Source organism: Dehalobacter sp. DCA, from assembly GCF_000305775.1.
GTDB lineage: Bacteria > Bacillota > Desulfitobacteriia > Desulfitobacteriales > Syntrophobotulaceae > Dehalobacter > Dehalobacter alkaniphilus.
Window position 1 is genome coordinate 1038254 of record NC_018866.1, and the last position, 25241, is coordinate 1063494.

Below are 25241 nucleotides of genomic sequence, written 5' to 3' on the forward strand. Positions count from 1 at the left end.
TTTTCCATCCTTTTCCAGCGTAAAACGTTTTAGCACTTGGTTAACTTTTTTATTATACTATAATGACTATTATAAAGGTACTAGTAAACCATTTTTCAAATAACTACCCAATCAAATTGAAACATAAACAACCTTATGATTAGTCTGCTAGCTGCTTCGCAACAGCTTATCCTGTCGGAAGCGCGAAATATTCAATAAAATACCTATTTCAAACATGGTTACAAGCAGGGAGCTTCCTCCATAGGATACGAGAGGAAGCGTAATCCCAGTTACCGGAAAAAGACCGGTTACAACACAAAGATTAATCACGGTTTGGATGCCCAGGATCGTTGTGATCCCAAATCCGAGCATCCGTCCGAATCCATCCGGACATTGCCGGGATATGGCATAGCCGCGCCAAATAAGTACGATAAAACACAAGATCATAAGCGAAGTCCCGAAGAAACCAAATTCTTGTCCGATCACGGCAAAAATGGTATCCGTATAATTTTCAGGCAAAAACCCGAGCCCTTCATTGCTTCTCCCGATACCGATCCCGAGCAGTCCGCCCGACCCGAAGGCTATCTGGGCATTAATTTGCTGATAGCCAAATGATGTTGCATATTCCCAAGGATGCAGCCAGCCCAAAATTCTGTTCCACTGATACTCTTCACCTTTGACCAGGTAGAATCCCGGGATGCCAATTAGAGGTATCGCAGCCAGGAAATAACCCGTCGGGAGCTCCGTCATCATCAGCATAAACGCTCCTGCACCCAGGATGACAATCGCAGTACCAAGGTCAGGTTGCTTATAAACGAGCAGGCAGATGACGCCAAGCACACCCACTGGCAGGAAAATATCCTTAATTTTTTTGACCGGGTAGCGGCTAAGGATATAAGCAAAGAAGAAGACAATGGCCAGCTTTGCAATTTCTGACGGCTGTACGGACATCCCGAAAATATCCAGCCAGCGAGCCGAACCTTTCTTTGTACTTGATAGGCTGCTGAATTCAACCATCAAGAGCAGGATGACACTGACGAGTATACTGATCCCAGATACCTTCCGAAAGACCTTTAAAGGAAGATAAACAGCTGCCGCGGCTGCAAAGATTCCTAAGCCTACCCACTGCAACTGCCTAAGAAACAAATAATAGGAATTATTTTTGTTCTCATAAGAAAAAGAGGAGCCAGCACTTAAGACCATAATCAGGCCAACTGCCAAAATGATTACCGCAGAAAATAACAGAATAAAGTCAGGATTTTTTGTTTTTATCTTCTGAGCAGCCATTTTTTGACCTCCTGTTGCATTAATTCCGTCTGAAGTGAAATGACTTCCTGCCAAATCAAAGCAAGAAGCCATTTGATGCATTAATTTTATTAAAGTGTGTCCACGTCTGTATCCGGGATATTTCCGATTTTCTCGCCAATCGTAACTTCAGGTATTTCCGGTTGGTTCTCCAAATCCTGACGGGCACTGGCTTCACTGGCTTCCGTAAGAAGTTCCCGGATACTCAAGCTTATTTTTTTATCTTCCGGTTTAAAATCGATGACTTTGGCTGTGATCTCCTGCCCAACCTGTACGACATCCTGTACTTTCATGACCCTGTGGTCGGCCAGCTGGGAAATATGCACCAGCGCATCGATCCCGTCCTCCAGTTCTACGAAAGCGCCAAAAGGTGCGATTCTGACGACTTTGCCGTGTACGATGGATCCCACGGCATATTTTTCAGCAGCAGCAGACCACGGATTCGTTTTAAGCTGTTTTAACCCGAGGGAAATCCTGCCTTTTTGGGTATCAATCGCTAAGATCTGAACTTCAACTTCATCATCGACATTCACGATCTCCGACGGGTGTTTTACTCTGGAGAAAGCCATATCCGAGATGTGCAGCAGCCCGTCAATACCGCCAAGATCAACAAACGCACCAAAATCGGCCAGGCGGCGGACTGTTCCCTTTATGATATCGCCTTCTTTAAGCGTCTCCAGAAGCTTTTCTTTTTTACCTTCCTGCTCTTCAGCTAAAATGACCTTTTGGGAAAGAACCAGTTTCTTCTTGTATTCATCGTACTCGATGACTCTTAAACGAAGTGTTTTCCCTATATATTTTTCAAGATTGTCTACGAAGCCGGTCTCAACCTGAGAAGCAGGCACAAAGCCTCTCATTCCGAGGTCGACCAGAAGTCCGCCTTTGACTGCTTCCGTAACGACTGCCTGAACTTCTTCTTTTGATTCGGCCAGATGGGCCAACTGTTCCTTCGCTTCAACCTCATTAGCCCGTTTACGGGATAAAACAGGGTAGCCTTCCTGGTTTTCAACACGCATGACCATCACAGAAATCGTGTCACCAATTTTAACGAGATCATTAATATTCGAAACCTTGGTAGCGGAAAGCTCCTCAAAAGGAATCATGCCCTCCGATTTCCAGGCAATATCCACAAATACCTCATCGCCTGTTATTTTTACGACGGTCCCTTTGACAATCGCGCCCCGATAAAGTTTGGGCAGTCCCTTATCAAAATTTTCCATCATGTTCTCTTCATCACTAACCGTACTAACCGTCTTCACAACGCTTTCCTCAGCCTCTTGGATCTGTGTTTTTTCCATAAACTCCGACATTTTCTTGCAAACCTCCTCGATAATCCAATCCGGTGTGGAAGCTCCTGCTGTCAAGCCGGTGATTTTAGCATCCGTAAACCAGATCTCCAGTAATTCTTCAGCTGTTTCGATACAGTATGTTTTCGTTTTCCCACTGCAGATCGATCCCAGTTTTCGTGTGTTGGAACTGCTCAAGCCCCCCACGACAATCATCAGATCCACTTTTTCAGCCAATTCTCTGGCTGAGGCCTGACGTTCTTCAGTTGCCGCGCAGATCGTATTCTGGACGATCAGCTCCCCAGTATGTTTTTTTAATTCTTCAACAACCGTAAAAAAATGGCTTTTTTGCTGTGTTGTTTGGGCCAGGACAGTAATTCTCGGGTAGTACGGCAAATCTTCAGCCTCGGCCAGCGTCTCTATGGCGAGGGCATTACTTCCTGCCCATCCCAGGATCCCTTTAACTTCCGGATGGCTTTTGTCACCGACAACAATGACAAAACTGTTTGCTGATGAGCTTGCGGCCATTCTTTGCGCTTTTTGAACATAAGGACACGTTGCATCAATAATGGTAATTCCACGTTCCTTTGCTTCCTCGTACGTTTCCGGGGGAACGCCATGCGACCTGATTACAAGCTGTTGACCCATTTTAGCCTCATCAACAGAGTGAATGACTTCCAATCCTTTCTCAGCCAAATAATCAACAACTTGCTGATTATGAATGAGCGGTCCCAAAGATGCAGTCAACCCGGTGCCGGCAGCTTTTTCAGCCAATTCAATCGCCCGTTTGACTCCAAAACAGAAACCTGCTTTTGCCGCTCGCTGAATCGTCAACAAAACTGCCCTCCTTTTATGCCTATCACGTCTATTTCGCTGAGAAAAACAAAATTCCTCCTAGTACCTTGTTAACCTTTTATGATTTTTACATTTCATTCACAACATCCATGATTTTATTGGCAAGCCATTCCCTGCTATTTTCAGTCTTTTCAGGGATTTCAAGGTTATCGGCATAAAATGGCTTACCGATAATTATCCCTATCTTACCCCTTTTTTGGGTTAATAATCCTCTGGCTCCATATACCTTGACCGGCAGAATCGGGGCATGGCTTTTGTTTACAATCAAAACGATCCCTGCCATGGCTTCCTGAATGTCACCGGTTTTGGAGCGGGTACCTTCCGGAAATATCCCCAGAATTTTTCCTTCTTTTAACAGCCTGACCGATTTTCGGAATGCCCCGATATCGCCCTTCCCGCGTTTAACCGGGAAAGTACCAAGTCCGTGCAGAATCTGTCCTAACAATGGTATCGAGAAAAGCTCCTCTTTCGCCATGAAATATACCTGTCTTGGCATCGAACAGCCAACAATAATCGGATCCCAGAGGCTAATATGATTGCAGGCTATAATCACAGGTCCTTCTGCAGGAAAATTTTCCAGGCCTGTTATCCTACATCCTTTGACCTTCAGAACAAGGGTCATGATTCCCTTTGCCAATGAATACAGCATCACTTTAATCCTCCCTGATAATTCTAATGATCTTGGCAACAACTTCATCAATCGTTAAACCTGTCGTATCGAGGATCACCGCGTCCTTAGCTGGTTTCAGCGGTGCAAATTTTCTCTGGGAATCTACTGCATCTCGTTTTTCAATATCCGAGCGTATTTCTTCCAAAGATACCTTCTTACCCTCTTTGATATTCTCAAGGTATCTTCGACGTGCGCGTTCAGAAGCCGAAGCCGTCAGAAAAATCTTAATTCCGGCATCCGGCAGGACGTATGTACCGATATCCCTGCCATCCATCACGATATTGCCCTTCAGTGCTTCCTGACGCTGTAGTTCAACCAGCCGGTTACGAACCCCGGGATAAGATGCAATCAGCGATACTGCCCTGCTTACCTCAACATCCCGGATTTTAGAGGTAACATCTTCCCCGTCGCAGAGTACGGTTTGACGGTCAATATGGCTTAGTCTGATGTCAATGATCCGGGCCAGACCTGTTACTGCCTTTTCATCCTGAAGGGAAATTCCTGAAGCAAGGGCTTTATAAGCTACAGTTCGATACATCGCACCTGTATCAAGATAATACAAGTCAAGTTTGTCGGCAACGATTCTCGCAATGGTACTTTTTCCTGCCCCGGCAGGACCGTCAATCGCCACCTGCAAATGATTTTCACGCAAATGTTCCAAAACGATGCTCCAATCAAAAAAATCTTAATCTTGCGCGCTGTTTCGAAGCTCGCATCTGCCAAAATTATACCACAGCAAAATGATCGCTTACAATTCACTTTACGGTTTAAGATACTGAGACCCCGATAACCGCCAGTAAGTTATTCAGCGCATGAAGCCCGATTGCCGGATAAATCGAATCATGTTTGGTATATAAAAAACCAAGTCCGATTCCGAGAACCAGCTTCGGAATGAAGCCGGTCAAATCAAAATGCAGGGCGGAAAAAATGCAGGCACTGATTACAATCGCCGTCCATTTGCCGAAATAATTCCGCAAACAGCCGAGCAGTACTCCCCGGAACAGCGTTTCCTCAATAAAAGGAACAATAACGGCGATCAGAAAAATGTTCGCAATGAACATGGAAATTGTCGGGTTCTGCAGTAACTTTACCAGTTCATTTTCTGCCGTCGTCTGGCCTGAATAATACAGAAATGCCATATAGATCATATTAATCAGCCAAACCAAAAAACAGAATTTGAATACATCAATAAGGGCGGAAGCAAAACTGGTCCTTCTCCAGCCCAGGTCATTCAGGGAAAGCCTATTTTTGAACATAATCAGCATAATCAAAAAAACAAACAGGGTATTCGAAGTCATCATGGAAAGATAATAGGCCGTTTTGATTTCAGGAAAGAACTGATAGATAGAATAACTGACGAATGGCATCAGTAAAAAAACAACTGCCACACCGATCACAAAATAAGCTAAGGCCTTAAAATTCAACTTCATATTTCATCCCCTGCAATTACATAAATTATCCTAGATTATTTTTTTCAGATCTATACATAATAAATTTAAATGAATTACACAGAAATATATACAGCGGAAGGAGGCTGTTAGGATGCTTTATTCCAAAAAATCGGATCATAGCTTGCTGTTCATGGGTTCTGCCATGGTGGGGGGATTTTTGCTGGGTTGTACTTATAAAAGATATGGCAAAAAAATCGAAAAACACATTCAAAAGTTTTGGCAAAAAGATTCGAATGATGATATGTTCGCAGCACACGAAAGCGAAATCTGAATCAGCGATCATCGCCTCTTATCTTTATTCGCTGACACTCTGCTCCTTAACCGGAGCCTTTTTTATTCTATCAGAAAGAATACGTTCCTTTCTGATAGATCTAAGTGCAACTAAGGCTGCTGCCAAAAGGATTGGCCACAGTCAAGTTTTCTATATTTTCAGCTTCGTGGGGCAACCCTGTGTCCAAGGCCTACGGCTACTTCATCCAAATGCAGCAGCCCTACCCCAAAAAACACGGCCACGCTGAGATGATCACCGCGGTGGGCAATCCCAATTTTTCCTCCGATATTCAGCCCCGCTGCTTTCGGCATAATCTGGCTTAAAGCCTCACGTGTCGCGCCCGCGACGGCCCCTTCGTCGCCATGGGAATCGTGGATTACCCCTTCACGTTTCGAAGCAACAATCGCCCTTTCGACAAGCTTTTTAATTGAAGCAAGATAATCTCCGCCATAATCTACGGCAACTGTCTTGATGTTATCCGCTAAAAATTTCTGTTTAAGCGCACTTTCCTCTTCTCTGGTTTCACTCATTGCCATTCTTAAAGCAGCCAGAGCAACCGTCTTACTATCCGGCATCATAGCCAATCCTCCTTCTAGGCAAACGTTCTTCATGACGCTAACAAACAATTACACGCTAAAAAAGAGGCGATGTCAGAAAAAACAACACCTGCTTTCATTATATTACATGAATTTTCGGAGATTAGCAAAGCTTATCTTGAGGGACTACGACGAGCTTATCAGCTGGCCTCCGCAGATTTTAACTTCACATCAAAACTTTTGACATCCCCGTTAAGTTCAATCGAATATGTTTTACTATTCAGAATCACATTGACAGTGACCGGATAAGGAATGCCGGTTGCATCCAGAACAACGGTTCCCGGTTTAACTGTGATGCTTTTCCCATTTTCAATGGTTCCAATATCCTGGTCATTTTGTCTAACCATTACAACACTGTCAGGAGTTATCTCAAAGGAGAGACTAATGGAGTCGCTGTTTGCATTTTCGCTGTATTTAAAGGCCGGGGCATCTATTTCTCCGGAAAATTTCAGATAGAACTCGACGGGATCGGTAAATGCTTTCAGCTGATACAGCCCTAACAATACTGTACAAACTGCCATAATCCTGATGGCTGTTTTCTCAAAGCCCTGAAACCTTGACACTTTTTGGCGCGGGAAAGAAAATCTCCTGGAGCGCATTTGACTCACCTCAGTAATATGTATGCGCCGCTAGGAATTTGCATGCCGACATCATTCTGTAAGGCATCTATAAAACCTTATCTGGGGTTGGTCTGCATGCCACAATACCACTTTCTATTCTCCCCCAAGCAATCGTGTACCTTCGCCCATATTCCACTTGCGCGGTTACTGTGGCGTGAAGACCTTCTAACAGGAAGTCGCTGATAAGCTTACATGAAAGGCGTTTATTGAACTGCTCCTCGAACGCACAAGATAACGAGCTGCATTCTGGCATACAACCCCGCTTAAATAACCTATGATCAGTCTGGGGGCCACAGTTCCGCTGTGAGTGGAGCACGATGCGGAGCGCGGCTTTTTGCGCCATGGAGGGCGCAATAGCCGAAAAGCGGTATTGTGGCCTCCAGACCTACCCAAGAGTGGCATAGCCGTCCGCCATAATCTTGTCGCTCCTTGCTTCTATGGCTCATTCGCCTTCTAGCCCATCCTAGCCGTTGCTCTACCGGCTTTATAACCGGTTGAAAAAGCTGCCTGAAGGTTGTAGCCGCCTGTTACGCCGTCGATATCGATCACTTCCCCAGAAAAATACAACCCTTTAACCAGACGGGATTCCATTGTGGTTGGATTAATTTGCTTGGCGTCAACGCCCCCGGAGGTAACAATTGCTGTCGCCATACCGAGCGTCGCCGTTATATGAAGTACCAGCTCCTGAAATAACCGGCAGAGTCTTTTCCTTTCTTCTTTAGTAACTTTATTAACAACCTTCTCTGGGTCAATCTCCGATAAAGCGACCATCACAGGAATCATACTCTGCGGGAGAAGATCGTCCAGGGTGTTCTTAAACTGCTTGTTGCCATACTTCAGAAAATCCCTCTGCAGCCTTAAATCTATCTGCTCAGAAGTAAGGGCGGGCTTTAGGTTTATTTTCAACTCAACCTTCTGTTTTTGGTCCAAAGCCTTGGAAGCAATCCTGCTTAAGGTTAGAATAATCGGACCGGATAAACCAAAATGCGTAAACAGCATCTCCCCAAATTCTTCTCCCTTCTTTTTCCCGTCGATCCAGATTGAGGCAGCCGTGTTCTTCAGCGTCAATCCTTGAAGCTCTTTCGGCCATTTTTCAAGGGTTTTGAGCGGAACAAGCGCAGGCAACGGCTTAATGATCCGATGTCCTGCTTTTTCAGCCAGCGTATATCCGTCCCCGGTAGATCCTGTTCCAGGGTAGGATGCTCCTCCCGTGGCAACGATCACAGCATCTGCCGGAAGCACTTCATCGGAGACAGCCAGCTGAACACCGGTTACTTTCCCATCTTCGATCATGACTTTTTTGACAGCCTGGTTAAGCCTGATTTTTACGCATGTTCGTTCCAGATACTTCTTTAATGCCTTAACGATTACCTCCGAATCGTCGGCTGTCGGAAACACTCTTCCACCTCTTTCTACTTTTGTTTCGACACCATAGTCTTGAAAAAAATGAATCAACGCCTCATTGCCGAACTCTTTTAAGGAAGCGTATAGAAATTTTCCGTTTCCGGGATAAAAACTTACAAAATTACTGATATCCCCCGCATTGGTAAGATTGCACCGACCTTTACCGGAGATCGCAATCTTACTGCCGAGTCTCGTCATTTTTTCAAGGAGTACCACCTCGGCTCCAACAAAAGCAGCCTGGCCCGCTGCCATCATGCCTGCAGCCCCACCGCCTATTACAACAACCTTTTTAACCATAATCCATCCTCCCTGCTTTCCAATATGTTGATCGAAAACCAACAAAACTTTCTAAAATAACTTTAGAGATTAGTCTCCGTAATATTTAGACAACTTCAAATGGAGTAGGATGCATAGCGTGGCTGTTTACCTACCTTCAATATTCGTGGAATGCGCTGCACAAGCAGCACATAAGCCTGAATCCGTATCAATGAAGATCTGTTTGCCGCACTCCCGGCAATAATAGGAATTCGCCTCTCCGACAATAACCTTACCGGCCAGAAACTTGAACGGAAACATCAGGTATGCAAAGCTCAGAGCCCGGGAACCGCAGATGTCCACACAGCGACCGCATTGAACGCACTGGAGCGGTTCATAAATCAAAAGCATTTTATTCTCTTTCTGTTTCAGTGTGAGCGCCTGCTGCGGACATATTTTGGTACAAACGCCGCAGCCGTTGCACTGGTCGGTATATCTGATTGCCTGAAAAGGCACCTTTTTATTTGGTTTCTGTTTCAGTGTCTCTGCCAGCCATTGACGGGTCCTCGGAATGGTATAGGATTCTTCTGCTTCGATAGCCGGAAACGCTGCCTTGATTCTATCTTTACCAAATTCACGCAACCTGTTTTTCAACCCTTTTTTCGATCGGCCACGAGCAAAACGTCCGGGACCGTAATCCGATTCTGCTGCGCCTTCTTCAGCAGGGAGAATCTCCAGCTTTAAGCCGGGATGATCCATCCATTGCTGGCTGACCTCCAGATAGAAGCGCTGGCTGACCGCTGCAGCCTGTTTATCCTGGCAATTGGAACAGTCCCCTGTAAGGATTCTGACCTGTTTAGATTCAGCCAAAAGCATTAAAACTGTCCAGGCATCCCTGTCCAGCATCCCGAGGCAGGCAATTTCATAACCGGCAGGCGCAGCCATTGGACAATTTAATACGCAATTTCCGTTTTCCAAAAGGTACTCTCCGAGGTTTTTCATGTCTCTGTCCACAAAACCGTCAGAGGGGCAAACGGCCATACAGACACCACATTCCGTACAGCTTTCTATCGAAATCTCTTTCTTATCACCGATGGACTTATGCGGACAGGCTTCAATACAAAGCCTGCATTCCCGGAGATAGGGCTTCTTCTTGTTCAGACAGTTGTCGGGATGATAAAGCATTTGATTGTATCTCTTCATGATTATTCGTATCCTTTGCGAAATTCATTTTCAATTCTTTCGAGATGACGAAGCATTCCGGCATGCGCTTCTTCAGGTAATTTTGCTTCGATTGCCTGATATATTTCCTCATGTTCCTGATAAAGAAGTTCCGACATGCCCTCTTTTTCAAAAGTATCTGCCCAATTCGTCTTCAATGTCTGGTGCATGATATCTGAAATCACATGGAGCATGCGGATCAGCATCTTATTCTTCGTTCCTTTAGCTATAGCATCGTGAAAATCCCGGTCACAGGGATAGCCCTGCCGGCCCGTATTCTGACCCTTTCTGATCTCAATAAGAGAACCCCTCATTGCGGAAAGATTCTGATATTCAGCCCTTTCCGCCGCCAGTGCGGCAGCCTGGGTCTCCAGGATTTTTCTTATCTCCATCAGTTCAAAAATGGTATCTTTCTCCAGAGAAAGTACCCATGGCAAAGGAGCAATAACAGACTCTATATTAACATGTTTGATATAGGTTCCTTCTCCACTTCGGATTTCCAGCAAACCTATAATTTCCAAAGCACTGAGCGCTTCCCGGACAGACGCCCTGCTGACCTGCAGCCTCTCCGCAAGATCCCGTTCGGAAGGAAGCTTATCACCTGCTTTGATTTGTCCTTCAGCAACCAGCGTACTGATTTGATCAACTATTTCTTCGTAGATTCTTTTCGTTTTTGCTGGTTTCAGATTCATGCTTTCTCCCCGCAATTATCAATATTTATTTCGCATTGATTACCTATTACTTACAAATGATATAAAATAATCACCGTATACTTACTGCTTCCTTCAAAGCATTGACTTCAGAAGTCGTTAACAGTCGGTATTCTCCTGCCGTCATTTTTGGATCCAGCTGGAGCGGGCCAAAACAGATTCTGCGCAAGCGAAAAACGGGGTATCCGACCTGCTCAAGCATTCTCCTGACCTGCCTGTTCTTTCCTTCGTGAATGGCAAGCTCAATTTCGGTCTGGTTGCCGCTTTTATCACGGGAAAGCTTCTTAATTTTCGCAGGAGAAGTCATACCATCCTCGAGGTGTACACCCGACTCAAGCGTCCTGATTGCCTGATCAGAAATATTACCGGCGACTGAGGCCCGGTATACTTTTTCCACGCCAAAACTTGGATGCGTCAGCCGAAATGTAAGTTCCCCGTCATTGGTCAGAAGCAGAAGTCCTGAAGTGTCATAATCCAGTCTGCCGACTGGATAGACTCTTTCTTTAATATTCTGGCCAAGTAAATCAATGACCGTTTTCCTTTGATGGGGATCCGTAACACTTGTAATAACACCCGCAGGTTTATAAAGCATGACGTAGACCAGGTCTTCGCTTGGTCCTGAAGAATACGTCTTAGCGTTGACTTCGATGACATCCTCAGGCGTTACCTTAAAACCCGGCTGCGTTACGGTCTGTCCATTCACTTTTACAAGTCCCTGACTGATTAGAATTTCGGCATGACGCCGAGAAGCGACGCCCAAACGAGCCATCGCTTTTTGCAAACGTTCAGATTGATCTCCGGAACAATCCATCAAAAAACCACCATTAACGAAACATCTCTCAATTGATTTTAGCAAAAAAACTGCAGAAAGCAAACCCTTAGCCAAAGACCCTGCTGACGATCCAGATTGAAGCAATCAGTCCGACTGCATCAGCGAGCAGTCCGACTTTTAAAGCATATCTGTGTTTTTTGATGCCGACTGAGCCAAAATAGACGGCAAGCACAAAAAAGGTGGTATCTGTGCTTCCTTGGAGCGTGGAAGCAAGCCGGCCGATAAACGAATCAGGTCCGTATTGATGGATCAGTTCAGTTGCAACCCCAAGGGCCCCTGAACCGCTCAGTGGCCGCATAACGGCCAAAGGAATAATGCCTAACAGGTCTGGATTCCAGTCCATAGCTAAAAAAAGAGGTCGAAGAAGGTTTATTAACAGATCCAGGGCGCCAGAATCCACAAACACTTTAATGGACACCAGCATTCCAATTAAAAACGGAATAATTTTTACGGCAGTTTTAAAGCCATTCTCCGCCCCCTCAACAAATGTCTCATATACAGGAACTTTATGGAGGTAACCATAAATCGGCACAAAAAATAAAATAAACGGAATAGCCCATCTGGCAAGCTCAGAGATGATGCTCATAATCCGTTCCTCTTTCTAAAAAGAACATCTGCAATGATGGCTGAGGCCATGGCACACCCTGTGGCAAAAACTGTCGTCCCAATAATCTCGACTGGATTGGCCGATCCGGCCTTCATTCTGACAGCAATGATTGTGGCCGGAATAATCGTAATACAGGACGTATTCAGCGCCAGAAACGTAATCATCGCGGGACTGGCTGTTTCCTGATCCGGGTTTTCTTTCTGTAACTCCTGCATGGCCTTCAGGCCAAACGGCGTAGCGGCATTACCCAGACCGAGGATATTCGCACAGAGATTCATGACAATTGGGCCGAAGGCAGGACTATCCGCCCTGAGCGACGGAAAAAGTTTTCTGACCACCGGGGCGCTTATTCTGGCCAGGTGCCGGATGAGTCCTGCTTTTTCAGCAATATGCATGATACCCAGCCACAGGCTCATGACACCCATTAACTGGATTGCCACTTCTACCCCGAGTTCAGAAGCCTGAAGGGCCGACGCAGTGACCTGATCGATATTTCCATTCAGGGCAGCGACAATAATGCCGCAGATCAGCATAACCAGCCAGATCAAATTGACCATAACAGAAACCCCCTGCTTAAAATGTATGTTTTCAGCAGGGGGAATAGAAGAATAGACAATTTCAAAAATATCTCGACGATATCAGGGACATGCTGTTTGCCGGCATATATACTTTATTAGCATCTTTCTTCATACCCGTCTTCACGGTGGAATCTCTTTCTATTGACCATATGGGACAATTTATCCATTAGATTAGGCATTTCGTCAATGATGCGTTCTGCAATCATATTTCCTTCGACCGGAAGCAGTCGGACCTGATTTTGGTTTACAACCAGAAAACCTACAGGTTTTACCGATACCCCACCGCCGCTTCCTCCACCAAAAGGCATCTTGGAAGCGTTTTCATTTTTTTTCTCCTCCTCTTTTTCTCCCTCAGCGGAAGAAAATTCGCTGCCGCCGGCTGCAAAACCGCAGGATACCCTGGAAACAGGTATAATCACAGAGCCACTTGGTGTTTCGACCGGGTCTCCAATCACTGTGTTTACATTTATCATTTTTTGGATACTATCCATCGCTGTCTGCATCAGATTTTCAATTGGATGTTCATCCATAATTCCTAGTCCTCCTGTTTTTTAAGATCATTAATAGGAATTTATAGCCTGTAAAAATAATATGGCTGCTTTTTAGATTTAATATGCAGCAAAGTCTAAATAAAAATATATTTTCGGTAAAATTCGGAATTACCCGGTATCTAAAGTCATCTTGCTTTAGCGAGATATACCTGTGCAGTCTTGCCGAGATAAACCCAAAGGCTGTCCAGCAGGCTCCCGTCAAGTAACCCGTCTCGGCAGCATCCCTGCCGCCAAGTTCAAGATCGGCCTGGAGGGAATGAACTGTCATTTTACGATAAAAAGAGCGGATTATTTTGGAAAAACTTTGTTGCAGCCGTCTGATACTTGCGGAGGAATAGCCATAATGACGAACAGCCTCCCGCAGAAAATGCTTTATCAACCGGTAACGTTTTCTGGTCGAGTCAGCATTATTTTTTGATTTTCTGTCCGGGCAGTCATTTTGCTGTATATTTTCTATGCTGTTCAACAGAAAATAAAGAAAGCCGGTCGAGACCATCTCTGCCGGAATGTTTATCTCCAGATTGGACCGGAACAATGCAGCTTGATAATGGATCTTCAACACACTGCTAAAATTTTTGAAAGTATAATCGATGAGCAGATTGATTTTTAACAGCGCTAAAACCAGCAGCCAAATCAAGCAGGCTGTGAGCAGCGCAAGAATCGTCATGACTTGCCTCCACTTAGAAATATTTCGTCCTCTCTATGGTATTCCCATTATTGTGCCGTTCTATGAAAATTTGCCATTTTACAAAATAATTGCCAGCTTGACATCTTTCTGATATAAAAGAATAAACAGATGTTTTTGAGAGGAACGATATAATGACACTATCCTTTACAGAACTCAGTTCCCACGTTGTTACCGTTTTATATATTATCAATATTTTACTGGCCTGTACCGTTATTTTTTTAGAAAGAAGAAATCCAACCTCCACCTTGGCCTGGATTCTTGTTTTATTTTTGTTCCCCGCCGGTGGAGCGATTCTATATTTTATGTTTTCTCAGAATCTGACGCGCAAAAAAATGTTCCAACTCGGAGCGGAGGAACATTTGAAATATGCTGCGCTTTTAAACAAAGAAATTGAAGATCTTCAGTCTGGAAGATTGACCTTTAATGACCCAGCAATGGAAAACTACAAAGATATGATTCTGCTACATCAGATTCAGAGCCAGGCACTCTTTTCCCAGGACAATAGCGTAGAAATATTTATAAACGGCAGAAAGAAATTCGAAGACCTTTTTCGCACGATCCTCGAAGCCAAAGACCATATTCACGTTCTGTATTTTATTATTAAAAGAGATTCGTTGGGGCTGCAATTAATCAAAATTCTGACCGAAAAAGCCAAAGAAGGCCTTGAAGTCAGGCTACTGGTTGATTCCTTCGGTAACAAACTGCGGAAGGATGATTTTCAGCCTCTGATTGATGCCGGCGGAAGTGTCGAAAAATTTTCCCCTTCATTTCTGAGTTATATTAACCTGAGGCTCAATTACAGAAACCACCGTAAACTAGTGATCATTGACGGTCAGATAGGTTATATCGGCGGCTTCAATGTCGGCAATGAATACATCAACCTGAAGAAAAAGATGGGTTATTGGCGTGATACTCACCTCAAAATAACAGGAACCGCTGTTCTCAGTATGCAGACAAGATTCCTGCTCGACTGGAAAGTTGCTTCAGGTGAAAAAATCAAGCATTCGGCAAAGTATTACCCTGAACCAGCAGTTGTCGGAACGAGCGGTATTCAGATCGTCTCCTCCGGCCCGGATTCTCCCCATGAAGAAATCAAGCAGGGTTATATCAAAATGATCAACTCTGCCAAGAAATCTATCTATATCCACACGCCTTATTTTGTGCCTGACTCCAGTATCCTCGAAGTTCTGAAAATTGCCGCGCTGTCCGGTGTCGATGTGAAAATAATGATCCCGAACAAACCGGATCATATTTTTGTCTACTGGGCAACGTATTCCTTTGTCGGGGAACTGATCAAAGCCGGGGCCAAGATCTATATCTACAATAACGGTTTTCTGCACTCGAAAACCATCGTGGTCGATAAAAAAATAGCTTCTGTCGGTACGGCGAATTTTGACATCAGAAGCTTCCGACTGAATTTTGAAGTCAATGCATTTATTTATGATGTCGGCATTTCGGAAAATCTCTGCAAAATTTATAATGAAGATCTGCTTTTATGTACCGAACTGACGCCCGAAAAATATGCGAAGCGTTCCAGTCTGATTAAGTTTAAAGAGTCCATTTCGCGACTTCTGGCACCGGTACTATAGCGAAGTATAAAGATTTGTTCTTACCAGGATGCTCTTACAGATAATTCTCAATTGAGAAGTTCTAACCGGTTCTAGAAAGTAGAAAGCCGACTGAACTATACAAGGTCAGCCAGTTTGGCATCCGTCAGTTTGACGAGTTCCGCCGTATCAAGTTTCACTTGCATCCCGATTTTTCCCGCACTGATAATGATGTAATCATATTCCGAGGCCATCTCCTCAAGATAGGTCGGAAAATCCTTCTTCATCCCGATAGGGGAACAGCCGCCGTGAATATAGCCCGTGAGCGGCAAAAGTTCTTTAGATTTAAGCATCTCAATATTTTTGTCCCCGGCTGCCTCGGCAGCTTTTTTTAAATTCAGCTCGCAATTTCCAGGGATAATGAAAACATTGGTCCCTGTTGTTTTTCCGGTTGTAACAAGCGTTTTAAATACCCGTTCCGGGTCAAATCCCATCTTCCGGGCTACGGATACAGCGTCTATCAGTCCGTCTTCCACTTCATATTCATAGACTTCATGCCGGATCTCTTTTGATTGAAGGATCCTTACGACGTTTGTTTTTTGATTTACTGCCATTATTCCTCATCCATGCCTTATGACATCATAATTTCTTTACGTTAATGATCATTGATCATGTTCGATCTTTGCCAGACATTTTTCGCAATAACCATAAAACTTAACACGGTGGTTAATCACTTTGAATTTATTCTTCTTCATAATGTTTTCTTCAATTGTTCCCAGCAAATCTTCCTCGACTTCTTTAATGGCTCCGCACTCCAGACAAATCAAATGGTGGTGCCGGTGTTCCTCGTCATCTTTCACGATATCGTACCTGCGGAATCCATCTTCAAAATCAACACCGTAAATCAGCCCCATCGCTTCCAACAGCGATAGCGTCCTGTAGACGGTAGCAACACCAATTTCGGGAAATCTATTACGGACAAGCTCGAAAATCTCCTGACTGTTCAGGTGCTTTCCCTGGTTTTCCGTTACTACCTCAAAAACATACTGTCTTTGGCTGGTAAATTTATAGCCTTTTTCCTTTAAGAGCTGATTTAACTCTTTGACTGTCATAAGAAAACACCCCGTTCTCTTTGTTCTATTCAGATTTTACCATATCTTTCATCAAAAACAACCGTACCGTCGGGCTTTTGTTCAGCAGGGCTTATTTCTGTCCCAAAAACAGAAAAACCGGTCAAACCGGTTAGTTAACATTCTGAATCTGGTGGGTTGATTTCATTCTTCGTCGATTATGGTGATTATTATTAGTGATTATTATTAGATTCTTATATATTTTATTAATTCGATTCTATTTAATTCGATTTTATTGAATACTTTATAGTTATAAGTATAAATTTTTTTAATGTATTCGCGTTAAGCAGATTTTTGAACCAGATGCAGATACAGCTTCAGATAGGCAAAGCAATATACTCTCGTGGTGTATTCGGTCAGCGCCAGGCTTTTATCTGCGATTGTGGTTACCCAGGCTTCATAACTTCTTGGTAGTCCGACTGGGAACATATGATTGGAAATGATATCCCGTTCTTTTTTGTTCAGTTCAAAGTATTTCTGCGCATTTTTCACCGCGATCTTCGGATGATTGCGTGAATGCCGGTAGCTTTCTGCGAGCAGGTTCTTGTCTTCTCTTTTTTTAAACTTGTATAAGTAGAAGTCGTGAAGAAGTGCCCCTCTGATCGTCGAAATGACATCGAGTCTGAACTTCATGGCAATCTTATAAGACAGGTAAGCAACGTCCAGAGAATGCTCAAAGACTGAGCCATGGTGATGCGGGATCATTTTCATTTTCTGGTATTCATTGTGCTCGATAATAGGTCTGGCTACTGCAAGAAAATAATCATCATACTTTAATAATAATTTTTCCATGATTGCTCCTAACTTTATTAACTAGAACTTATTATATTAGAAACAAACCATGATTTCAATGGTCTTTTGTTACAATTTAATAGTACTTTCGTTACATTTTCGTAAACGTTTTGTCAAAATTGTAATTTCTTTATTATTATTTGGCATAACGCAATACTATTTTTAAGTAATTACGATTAAACAGCTAAATAGCACCATAATTTTGGGTGTTCTATTTTCTGATATAAATCACACCGATTGTCTTCTGGCCGCAGTGACTGGAAATCACGCAGCCTGCATTGGTAATCAGAATTTCTTTATACGGATAAATATCCTGCAACGCGCACTTCAAGTAGACGGCTTCCTCTTCACTTCCCAGGGAGTGGGTGATGAAGATTTGTTTTGAATCTACAGAATCCCGCCTGGCATTCTCAATCAATTTATCCAAGGCCTTTTTCTTTTCTCCGCGCACTTTATCAACGACAAGCATTTTCCCATTTTCTACACCGATGGTCGGCCGGATTTTCAAGACGCTACCCATTAGGTTCTGCAGAATATTGCACCTGCCACCTTTATAAAGATATTCCAGCGTATCGATCACAAAGCTCACATGGACCTTGGCAACCGAATCCCGGATCTTTGCTGAAATTTCTTCCGCCTGGAGCCCCTGTCGGGCATATTCGGCAGATGTAATCACCAAAGCTCCTATGCCTGTAGACAGGTTTTGGGAATCGATTACCCAGATTCTTCCCTGTGGAAATTCCGAGGCAGCAAGGGCGGCATTTTGGTAAGATGAGGACATCTGAGAAGAAATGGTGATCACAATAATGTCCTGCCCTTGATCAAAATATTCCCGAAAGCATTCTGCATACGCATACGGTGAAGGAGCTGCCGTCTTCGGAAGCAACTTTTTTTCTTCCACAAGCTGAAAAAGCCTTGCCGGAATTAAGTCTATGCCATCCCGGTAGGTTTCTTCTCCAAAATCAACATGCAGCGGAACAACATCAATATCATATTTTTGAAGCAATTCTGCTGAAAGGTCATTGGTACTGTCGGTTATAATCTTAACCTTCCGCATTCACACCACTCCTAAACATTAATAACCCGGCTTTTTATACAACAGACTTTCTTTGGCCAGGATGTCGGTATTATAAACCTCTTCGGTCCACTTTTCCTTGGCTACTTCTTCAAAAGAAACCGAAATATTCTTATCGGGAATTCCCATTATTTCCGTCATCGCCTCGGCCATTTTATCGGCTAAGGCTATTTTTTGTTCTTCACTTCGTCCGGGCCATAATTTAACGATGATATGCGGCATGATAAACTCCCCCTTTGAAATAAATTGAATGATGATTATCTATCACACTCTAAGTTATAACACAAATCTTAAAACTCGCATAGAATATTTGTTATTCCTGGTCATCTTGCGTATTCATTGAATTCAGAAGGCCTTCCGCCTTTTCCTTCAGATTTCCCGGGATATAGATTTCCACACCGAAATTGGTCATCCCCATATAGATTCGAAGATAATCCCCAGCTTCATTGTACCTTTTATAGCAGGGAATCTCTTCAGAATCAAGGATCGATTCAATAATATCCGCCTCAATTTCATTCGCGGCTTCAGTGATTAATATCCATTCTTCAAGTTCAGCGTTACGATCTTGTTCAGTGGGTTCCTTCATTCGTATCCTCCTTTTCCGCGCCAAATTCATATCGGTATATTTTCCGTTATGATTTAATCTATAACATAATCGAATTGAATCATCGGGTTTTGTAATCAGATCATAGTATCCATCTTATCTTTTAATAATCTCAAACGGTAGCCATTCATAGCCGTATCGCCTAGTTCCCCAAGCAACCGGTAATTCGCTACTGCACCGACAAAAGCTCCGATGACAGGTACCAGCTGCAAAAGTTTGGCGAGATCAATATAATCTCTGTATTCCTGCTGAAAAGTGCGCCAATCAACTGTTTCCATTGAAATCGGATGCCTGTAAATGTATTCATCCCAGTCCAAAATTCTTTGAAAGACCTGCATCCGTTTCTCTCTGCTGGAAAAAGCCAGCTGAAACAGGTGAAGGATATATAGTCTTTCCCTTAAATCTTTGATATCAAATCCATAAATGCTTGCCATCTCAAATAAGAACTTAATCTTGATGCTTAAGAGCAGAGGAAAATCTGCAAATCCAAGCAAGATGCCGCCTGCTCCTGTACCCGCCCCTTCCAGACTGGCCGTTTTTTTGTAGACGCTGATTTTAGCCAAAGCAAGTCTGTCCCGTTCCTTCAGGTCAATATTTTTAAGCGGTTCCCTTGTCGTAAATTCGGATCCTGTCAAAACAGCCCCCACCATATTTTTGATCGCAGCTGTTATGATTTCATGAGCTTTATCCGGAATCAGCCTGTTCGTTCTGTTCTGAATATTTTTTGCTACCCTGTCGGTCAGCGATGCGTTCCTGGTCATTTTTCTCTGCCATTTTTTCAGTTCTGCGAGCGCCTTCACATCATATGCTTCCACCGATGTATCTCCTTCGTCGCTTATCATAAGACTATTTTACACGATTGCCGGGTCATTGGATATTTTTATTTCAACTGCTAAAGATAATACCGTAAGATTCAAAGATTATTCACTTTCAGGAGGATAAACCGATGGAAAATTATCCGACAGATTTCCGAAGAGTGCCTCAGTCTTACTGGATGGCTTCGACACCCCGGACCGAGTATCCGGCTCTAATTGAGGATGTTGAAGCAGATATTGCAGTCATTGGCGGCGGAATCGTAGGGATTACTTCTGCTTTTCTTTTAAAAAAGGAAGGCTATAAGGTGGTTGTCCTTGAGGCCGACCGCATTCTTCAGGGGACTACAGGTCATACGACCGCCAAGATTACTTCACAGCATTCCTTAATCTATGCTAAGCTGCAGAAAAAGTTTGGGGAAGAAAAAACCCGGCAGTATGCGCAAGCCAATGAAATTGCCCTACAGTTGATTGCCGAACTGATTCAGGATAACAACATAGACTGCGATTTTATGCGGCAAAGCGCCTATGTCTTTACGCAGCAGGATCGGTATGTTCCGGAAATTATGGAAGAAGCGAAAATTGCTGATCTTTTCGGCATCAAGGCTTCTTTCCTGTCAGAGATCCCTCTTCCGCTCCCGATTAAAGGCGCTGTATGTTTTGATGACCAGGCTCAGTTTAATCCGCGAAAATATTTGCTCGCACTCGCTAAGGAAATACCCGGAAACGGCAGTCATATTTTCGAACAAACCAAAGCTGTTGACATTCAGCAAGGCACACCTTGTTTGGTGCTTACCGATAACGGGGCAAGAATCGCTGCATCAAAGGTGATTATTGCGTCTCACTACCCTTTTTATGAAGCTATGGGTTTATTTTTCACGAGACTCTATCCCGAACGTTCTTATGCTTTAGGTGTCAGAATCAAAGGAGATTATCCCGGAGGCATGTATATTTCTGCTGAAGACCCGACCCGTTCCCTACGTTCTCAACACGACAAGGAAAACAATTTGGTAATTGTTGGCGGTGAACATCACAAGACGGGGCAGGGAGAAGATACCCGCAATCATTACCTAAAACTCAGAGATTTTGCCAGGCAGCTTTTTGAGGTTGAGCATATCCCTTACCGGTGGTCCACACAGGATTATACGACGATGGATGAAGTCCCTTATATCGGTAATCTCACGACCGATACGCCTGATGTCTACGTCGCTACAGGGTTTGGCAAATGGGGAATGACCACAGGTACGGCCGCCGCTCTTATTTTCCGGGACCTGATCCTGAACGGCTACAGCCCCTGGATGAATGTGTATTCCCCTTCCCGCTTTACGCCGGTCGCCTCAGCCAAAAACTTTGTCCAGGAAAACCTGAACGTCGCCAAACACCTGATTTCCGGCAAACTGTCATCCGTCCCGGGCATAGCGGAAATTCCCAGAGGCGGAGGCAAAATCATCGAACATGACGGCCAACGAGCAGGTGCTTATCGCGACCAGCAAGGGGCCCTGCATATTGTCGACACGACCTGCACCCATCTGGGATGTGAATTGCAGTGGAATTCAGCTGAAGCATCCTGGGACTGCCCCTGCCATGGATCCCGTTTTACCTACGAGGGTGAGATCATTGACAGTCCTGCGCAAAATAAATTAGAACACATTCAGGAGTGAGGGCAGCAATCCTCTACTCAAGGGTTTTGAATGGTTCAAAGTCATCAACTGATATCTTGCTGGTCAACCGAAGACATTCCTTGAAATATCTGGCCAACAATATTTTCATTCCCTGCAATCAGGGATATCCCTCTCTTTTTCTCAAGAAGCGCGACTTTCCCGCCTGCTTCCTCAACAAGCAGAATGCCCGCGGCAACATCCCAGGGACTTAGATTCAGTTCCCAATAGCCGTCAATGATTCCTGCGGCCACATTGGCAAGGTCATAGGCTGCGGAGCCGATTCTGCGCATCCCCCTCGATCTAGGCACAAAGTATGCAAAATAGTTCGTATTGTTGTCCGGATTTTCAGACTGGTCATATGGGAAACCAGTAGACAGCAGGCATTCCTTTAACCTGGATTTAGCGGCAACGCTTATTCTTTTGCCGTTCAGGCTGGCTCCCTGACCGACCACCGCTTCAAAAAGCAGATCCAGCATCGGCAAATAAACAACGCCCAGAACCGTTTTTTTCTTATATTGAAGTGCCACCGATACCGCAAAGACCGGCAGACCCTGCGCGTAATTCGTCGTTCCATCCAGCGGATCAATAATCCATAGATAATTCGAATCCTTGTTCTGATGCACCCCGGATTCCTCAGACAGAATACTGTGGCTGGGATATTTATCCTGAATCGCTTTCAGAAAATAATCTTCCGAAAGCTTGTCGACCTCCGTTACCAAATCTACTTCTGTCGACTTCGTTTCGATATAAAGATTCTCCTTGCGGAAGTTTTTTTTCTGAAGATTACCGACTTCTCTTACCCAGGTTTTAACATTACCCAAAATATTTTCAAAGTCTGACATATCTTTCCTCCTATGATGGTCGAATGACCGTGTTCATTCAGTGAGCAATGTTGGCTTGTTTAAATGGACATCGTCACTTTGTACATTGTTTTTACCCATCTCCTTGGCATTCAACAATAGCGTGTCAACACGCTGCACAAAACTGTCCCGTTCTTCTTCCTTGCGCCAAGAATCTACTCCGAAACTGCAGGTTAGATGGCCGGAAGTGAAATCATAGTCTGATATCCTCTTTCTTATTCTTTCTGTTATTTCCACAGCCTCACTCTTATGGGTATTCGGTAGCAGAATAACGAATTCCTCGCCTCCCCAGCGGGCGAAGATATCTGTTTCTCTTATCATTCCTCTGACCAGATCCGTGACCTCCGTCAGAACCTTATCCCCAGTTAAATGTCCAAAGCAATCGTTAATTTTCTTAAAATAGTCAATGTCGAAAATCATAAGTGAAACATCACAAGGATATCTTTTCGCATAGGAGATCCATTTATCAAGCTCATCATCAAATTTCAGCCTGTTATAGATCCCGGTTAACGGATCTCTAATGGACAGTTGGATCAGATCTCTGCCGTTTAGGAAATGGATTCTTTTAAAAAGGTGGGTCCTAAATGAAGCGCTACTGCTCAGGGCCGTCACTAATAAGATATAAAAAATTACCGCGGAAAAATCCGAAGCATCCATTTGCTCCAAGAAATAGATCGAAGCAGCAAAAAAAGTGACCGCAGTAAATACGGAGATCATGATCATATTGATCCAACGGTTCGGGACTAAACAAACCGCTAAAATAATCGCGATAATACCAAAGGCTTGAATAAAAAAACTCGGTGATTCATATTGGTAAAAGACAAAAATAAATACAACGGACGCCATTATTTCATAGAGCGTAACCCAAAAACACAACGTTGAATACTTTTTTATGGATTTCATCCTGAAAAAAAATATACCTATCAGGATCAAATAGACGGCTCTTACCAGAAATATCAATTGAAATGCTTTCGGGTTCCTTACAAAAAAGAAGTCCGGAATAACAAAGAGGAAATATAAGATTCCCAGAAGAAGCACGATTGGCCGGAGATATTTAAATAAAACAGTAAACTCGGACTGTTCGTACTCCTTCTCTAATTTTTTATCTTTAAATTCACCGAAACGGTTTATCATGTTCGTTTGGTTTACCTTCATTGTTTTCCCTCTTTTGTTCTCTACTGTCCGTAATTTTCCGAGATCCACTGCTGAAGCAAATTGGCCTGCCCGGGAGAAATCACTTTTTGTTTTCCAATACTGACTGCATAGCAGGCAATCTTGGCAGCCTCTTCGACAAGCTGCGCATTGGCCAGGGCTTTGTCGAGCGTCGGACCTACCGTCAACTGGCCGTGATTGCTCATCAGTACAGCATTTTGTATGCCAAGGGTCTGGATCGTAGCCTTAGCCAGCTCCTCGGAACCCATCGGGAAAAAAGGGGCCGTTTCAAGTTTTCCACCCAGCACAGCAGCCATTTCGGCCAAGACCAGCGGAAAAGGTTCCTCCACACAGGCCCAGGCTGTCGCAAAGCAGGAATGGGTATGACAAACACCGAGCACATCCGGTCTTTCCTGGTAGGCAAGACAATGCATCCCGCTTTCGATCGAAGGTTTTCGGCTGCCATCGATCACAATCTGCTGCGTATCCATCACAACTATATCTTCCGGTCTGACCACAGAGTAATCCATCCCGCTCGGGGTTATACATACATAGCCTGTTTTCGAGTCCCGCATGCTGAAATTTCCCATCGTCCGCATAATTAACCCGGACTGAAGGGTCTGTCTGGCAATATCAATGACCTGTTTCCTTTGTTCTTCCAAAAGCATGGTTCTTAATCCCCCAAGCTCAAACATTTTCAGCTATTTTATAAATTAATTCTTCCGTTTTCTCCCATCCCAGACAGGCGTCGGTAATGGATTTTCCATAGATATTCGTTCCGATCTCCTGCCTGCCTTCCACCAGATAGCTCTCAATCATCAGTCCTTTAATCATTTTATTCAACAGCGGGTCATACGTTCTGCTTGTCAGAACTTCCCGCGCGATCCGAGGCTGTTCATAGAAGCGTTTCATCGAATTGGCATGGTTGGTATCCACAATGATTGTTGGATTAGCCAGCTGGAGCCTTTCATATTCGTAGGCGGCATAGATTAAATCCTCATAGTGATAATTCGGGATATTTCTCCCGGAGGAATCCACAGCCCCTCTTAGGATAGCATGTGCAAGCGGATTACCGGATGTCTCTATTTCCCAGCCGTTATAGATAAAATGATGCCCTTGCTGAGCGGCATAAATCGAATTCAGCATAACCGTTATGTCCCCGCTCGTCGGGTTTTTCATGCCGACCGGTGTACATACGCCGCTGACGGTTAAGCGGTGCTGCTGATTCTCCACAGAGCGGGCACCAACTGCAATGTAACCCAGCACATCGAGAAGATACGTGTAGTTCTCCGGATAAAGCATTTCATCAGCTGCCGGCATATGGAATTCCGACAGGGCTCGGATATGGAGCTTACGGATGGCTATAATCCCCTCGCATAAATCGGGTTCTTTGCTCGGGTCGGGCTGATGGACCATCCCCTTATAGCCTTCCCCCGTAGTACGGGGCTTGTTGGTATAGATCCGCGGGATTATCAATATCTTATCCTTGACTTTTTCCTGCATGACAGCGAGCTTTCCAATATATTCACATACCGAGTCCTCATTATCCGCCGAACAGGGTCCGATGATCAGAATAAAGCGGTTATCTTTGTTTTCTAGAATATGGCTAATCTGCTCGTCCCTGTCCCGTTTTATTTTTTTTATATGTTCAGGTAAAGGTATCTGTTCAATAATCTCCTCGGCCGTTGGTATTTTTTTAATATATTTCATGTTCATAACTGCATTCTCC

The 25241-nt window shown here is 44.1% G+C and carries 29 protein-coding genes; 3 read left to right on the forward strand and 26 right to left on the reverse strand.

The window, feature by feature from the left end:
- Positions 1-147: 147 nt before the first annotated feature.
- From DHBDCA_RS04855 to DHBDCA_RS04875, 5 genes are all read right to left on the reverse strand, one after another.
- Positions 148-1266: an FtsW/RodA/SpoVE family cell cycle protein gene (locus DHBDCA_RS04855; RefSeq protein WP_015043056.1), complete on the reverse strand. Its 1119-nt coding sequence runs from the start codon at positions 1264-1266 to the stop codon at positions 148-150.
- A gap of 89 nt (positions 1267-1355) precedes the next feature.
- Positions 1356-3404, reverse strand: a complete 2049-nt coding sequence (locus DHBDCA_RS04860; RefSeq protein WP_015043057.1) for a bifunctional 4-hydroxy-3-methylbut-2-enyl diphosphate reductase/30S ribosomal protein S1 — start codon at positions 3402-3404, stop codon at positions 1356-1358.
- 88 nt (positions 3405-3492) lie between these two features.
- Entirely contained in the window at positions 3493-4074 is a 582-nt protein-coding gene (locus DHBDCA_RS04865; RefSeq protein ID WP_015043058.1) for a lysophospholipid acyltransferase family protein, read from the reverse strand.
- Between the two features lie 4 nt (positions 4075-4078).
- Entirely contained in the window at positions 4079-4756 is a 678-nt protein-coding gene (gene cmk / locus DHBDCA_RS04870; protein WP_015043059.1) for a (d)CMP kinase, read from the reverse strand.
- 106 nt (positions 4757-4862) lie between these two features.
- Positions 4863-5525 carry a CPBP family intramembrane glutamic endopeptidase gene (locus tag DHBDCA_RS04875; RefSeq protein WP_015043060.1) on the reverse strand — a complete coding sequence of 221 codons (663 nt, stop codon included), beginning with the start codon at positions 5523-5525 and terminating at the stop codon, positions 4863-4865.
- Between the two features lie 112 nt (positions 5526-5637).
- On the opposite strand from DHBDCA_RS04875, the gene DHBDCA_RS04880 reads away from it, so the two are divergent.
- A complete protein-coding gene (locus DHBDCA_RS04880; RefSeq protein ID WP_015043061.1) occupies positions 5638-5817 on the forward strand; it encodes a hypothetical protein in 180 nt (59 codons plus the stop codon).
- Positions 5818-5975: 158 nt separating this feature from the next.
- Here the strand turns inward: DHBDCA_RS04880 and DHBDCA_RS04885 are convergent, their stop codons facing one another.
- The 10 genes from DHBDCA_RS04885 to DHBDCA_RS04930 form a co-directional block, all read right to left on the reverse strand.
- A complete protein-coding gene (locus tag DHBDCA_RS04885; protein ID WP_015043062.1) occupies positions 5976-6395 on the reverse strand; it encodes a HutP family protein in 420 nt (139 codons plus the stop codon).
- Positions 6396-6553: 158 nt separating this feature from the next.
- Positions 6554-7012: a hypothetical protein gene (locus DHBDCA_RS04890; protein WP_015043063.1), complete on the reverse strand. Its 459-nt coding sequence runs from the start codon at positions 7010-7012 to the stop codon at positions 6554-6556.
- Between the two features lie 474 nt (positions 7013-7486).
- Positions 7487-8734, reverse strand: coding sequence for an NAD(P)/FAD-dependent oxidoreductase (locus tag DHBDCA_RS04895; protein WP_015043064.1), 1248 nt, complete (start codon positions 8732-8734; stop codon positions 7487-7489).
- A gap of 126 nt (positions 8735-8860) precedes the next feature.
- The gene (locus DHBDCA_RS04900; protein ID WP_015043065.1) at positions 8861-9895 is read right to left on the reverse strand and encodes an NADH-quinone oxidoreductase subunit I; all 1035 of its coding nucleotides are present in this window, start codon (positions 9893-9895) and stop codon (positions 8861-8863) included.
- 2 nt (positions 9896-9897) lie between these two features.
- Positions 9898-10605, reverse strand: coding sequence for a FadR/GntR family transcriptional regulator (locus DHBDCA_RS04905; protein ID WP_015043066.1), 708 nt, complete (start codon positions 10603-10605; stop codon positions 9898-9900).
- Between the two features lie 70 nt (positions 10606-10675).
- Positions 10676-11434 (reverse strand): pseudouridine synthase, encoded by a 759-nt coding sequence (locus DHBDCA_RS04910; RefSeq protein ID WP_015043067.1) that lies wholly within the window; start codon positions 11432-11434, stop codon positions 10676-10678.
- 67 nt (positions 11435-11501) lie between these two features.
- Positions 11502-12041 carry a spore maturation protein gene (locus DHBDCA_RS04915; RefSeq protein WP_015043068.1) on the reverse strand — a complete coding sequence of 180 codons (540 nt, stop codon included), beginning with the start codon at positions 12039-12041 and terminating at the stop codon, positions 11502-11504.
- Positions 12038-12619: a nucleoside recognition domain-containing protein gene (locus tag DHBDCA_RS04920; RefSeq protein ID WP_015043069.1), complete on the reverse strand. Its 582-nt coding sequence runs from the start codon at positions 12617-12619 to the stop codon at positions 12038-12040. Before DHBDCA_RS04920 ends, DHBDCA_RS04915 begins: the two co-directional genes overlap by 4 nt.
- A 116-nt stretch (positions 12620-12735) precedes the next feature.
- Complete coding sequence (ytfJ, locus tag DHBDCA_RS04925) at positions 12736-13170, reverse strand: GerW family sporulation protein (protein ID WP_015043070.1); 435 nt, start codon at positions 13168-13170, stop codon at positions 12736-12738.
- Complete coding sequence (locus tag DHBDCA_RS04930; RefSeq protein ID WP_015043071.1) at positions 13163-13858, reverse strand: DUF2953 domain-containing protein; 696 nt, start codon at positions 13856-13858, stop codon at positions 13163-13165. Before DHBDCA_RS04930 ends, ytfJ begins: the two co-directional genes overlap by 8 nt.
- Positions 13859-14010: 152 nt before the next feature.
- Between DHBDCA_RS04930 and cls the strand changes: the two genes are divergently transcribed.
- On the forward strand, positions 14011-15468 hold the full coding sequence (gene cls, locus DHBDCA_RS04935) for a cardiolipin synthase (protein WP_015043072.1): 1458 nt from the start codon (positions 14011-14013) through the stop codon (positions 15466-15468).
- Positions 15469-15563: 95 nt separating this feature from the next.
- On the opposite strand, the gene ybaK is transcribed toward cls, so the two are convergent.
- The 7 genes from ybaK to DHBDCA_RS04970 form a co-directional block, all read right to left on the reverse strand.
- Positions 15564-16040, reverse strand: a complete 477-nt coding sequence (gene ybaK, locus DHBDCA_RS04940; RefSeq protein ID WP_015043073.1) for a Cys-tRNA(Pro) deacylase — start codon at positions 16038-16040, stop codon at positions 15564-15566.
- 48 nt (positions 16041-16088) lie between these two features.
- Positions 16089-16538, reverse strand: coding sequence for a Fur family transcriptional regulator (locus tag DHBDCA_RS04945; RefSeq protein WP_015043074.1), 450 nt, complete (start codon positions 16536-16538; stop codon positions 16089-16091).
- A 300-nt stretch (positions 16539-16838) separates the two neighbouring features.
- Positions 16839-17348 carry an HD domain-containing protein gene (locus DHBDCA_RS04950; protein ID WP_015043076.1) on the reverse strand — a complete coding sequence of 170 codons (510 nt, stop codon included), beginning with the start codon at positions 17346-17348 and terminating at the stop codon, positions 16839-16841.
- A gap of 211 nt (positions 17349-17559) precedes the next feature.
- Positions 17560-18405 (reverse strand): DegV family protein, encoded by an 846-nt coding sequence (locus tag DHBDCA_RS04955; RefSeq protein WP_015043077.1) that lies wholly within the window; start codon positions 18403-18405, stop codon positions 17560-17562.
- A gap of 18 nt (positions 18406-18423) precedes the next feature.
- A complete protein-coding gene (locus DHBDCA_RS04960) occupies positions 18424-18645 on the reverse strand; it encodes a tautomerase family protein (protein WP_015043078.1) in 222 nt (73 codons plus the stop codon).
- Positions 18646-18736: 91 nt separating this feature from the next.
- A complete protein-coding gene (locus tag DHBDCA_RS04965; RefSeq protein WP_015043079.1) occupies positions 18737-19009 on the reverse strand; it encodes a putative signal transducing protein in 273 nt (90 codons plus the stop codon).
- 95 nt (positions 19010-19104) lie between these two features.
- Complete coding sequence (locus tag DHBDCA_RS04970; RefSeq protein ID WP_015043080.1) at positions 19105-19842, reverse strand: EcsC family protein; 738 nt, start codon at positions 19840-19842, stop codon at positions 19105-19107.
- Positions 19843-19973: 131 nt separating this feature from the next.
- Between DHBDCA_RS04970 and DHBDCA_RS04975 the strand changes: the two genes are divergently transcribed.
- Positions 19974-21500 (forward strand): FAD-dependent oxidoreductase, encoded by a 1527-nt coding sequence (locus tag DHBDCA_RS04975; RefSeq protein ID WP_015043081.1) that lies wholly within the window; start codon positions 19974-19976, stop codon positions 21498-21500.
- Positions 21501-21544: 44 nt separating this feature from the next.
- Here the strand turns inward: DHBDCA_RS04975 and DHBDCA_RS04980 are convergent, their stop codons facing one another.
- From DHBDCA_RS04980 to DHBDCA_RS04995, 4 genes are read right to left on the reverse strand one after another with little or no spacing between them, the layout of a single operon-like run.
- Positions 21545-22342 (reverse strand): inositol monophosphatase family protein, encoded by a 798-nt coding sequence (locus DHBDCA_RS04980; RefSeq protein WP_015043082.1) that lies wholly within the window; start codon positions 22340-22342, stop codon positions 21545-21547.
- Positions 22343-22375: 33 nt separating this feature from the next.
- Complete coding sequence (locus DHBDCA_RS04985) at positions 22376-23515, reverse strand: GGDEF domain-containing protein (RefSeq protein ID WP_015043083.1); 1140 nt, start codon at positions 23513-23515, stop codon at positions 22376-22378.
- Between the two features lie 20 nt (positions 23516-23535).
- Positions 23536-24180, reverse strand: coding sequence for a class II aldolase/adducin family protein (locus DHBDCA_RS04990; RefSeq protein ID WP_015043084.1), 645 nt, complete (start codon positions 24178-24180; stop codon positions 23536-23538).
- A gap of 19 nt (positions 24181-24199) precedes the next feature.
- On the reverse strand, positions 24200-25228 hold the full coding sequence (locus DHBDCA_RS04995; protein WP_015043085.1) for a 3-deoxy-7-phosphoheptulonate synthase: 1029 nt from the start codon (positions 25226-25228) through the stop codon (positions 24200-24202).
- Between the last annotated feature and the right edge of the window lie 13 nt (positions 25229-25241).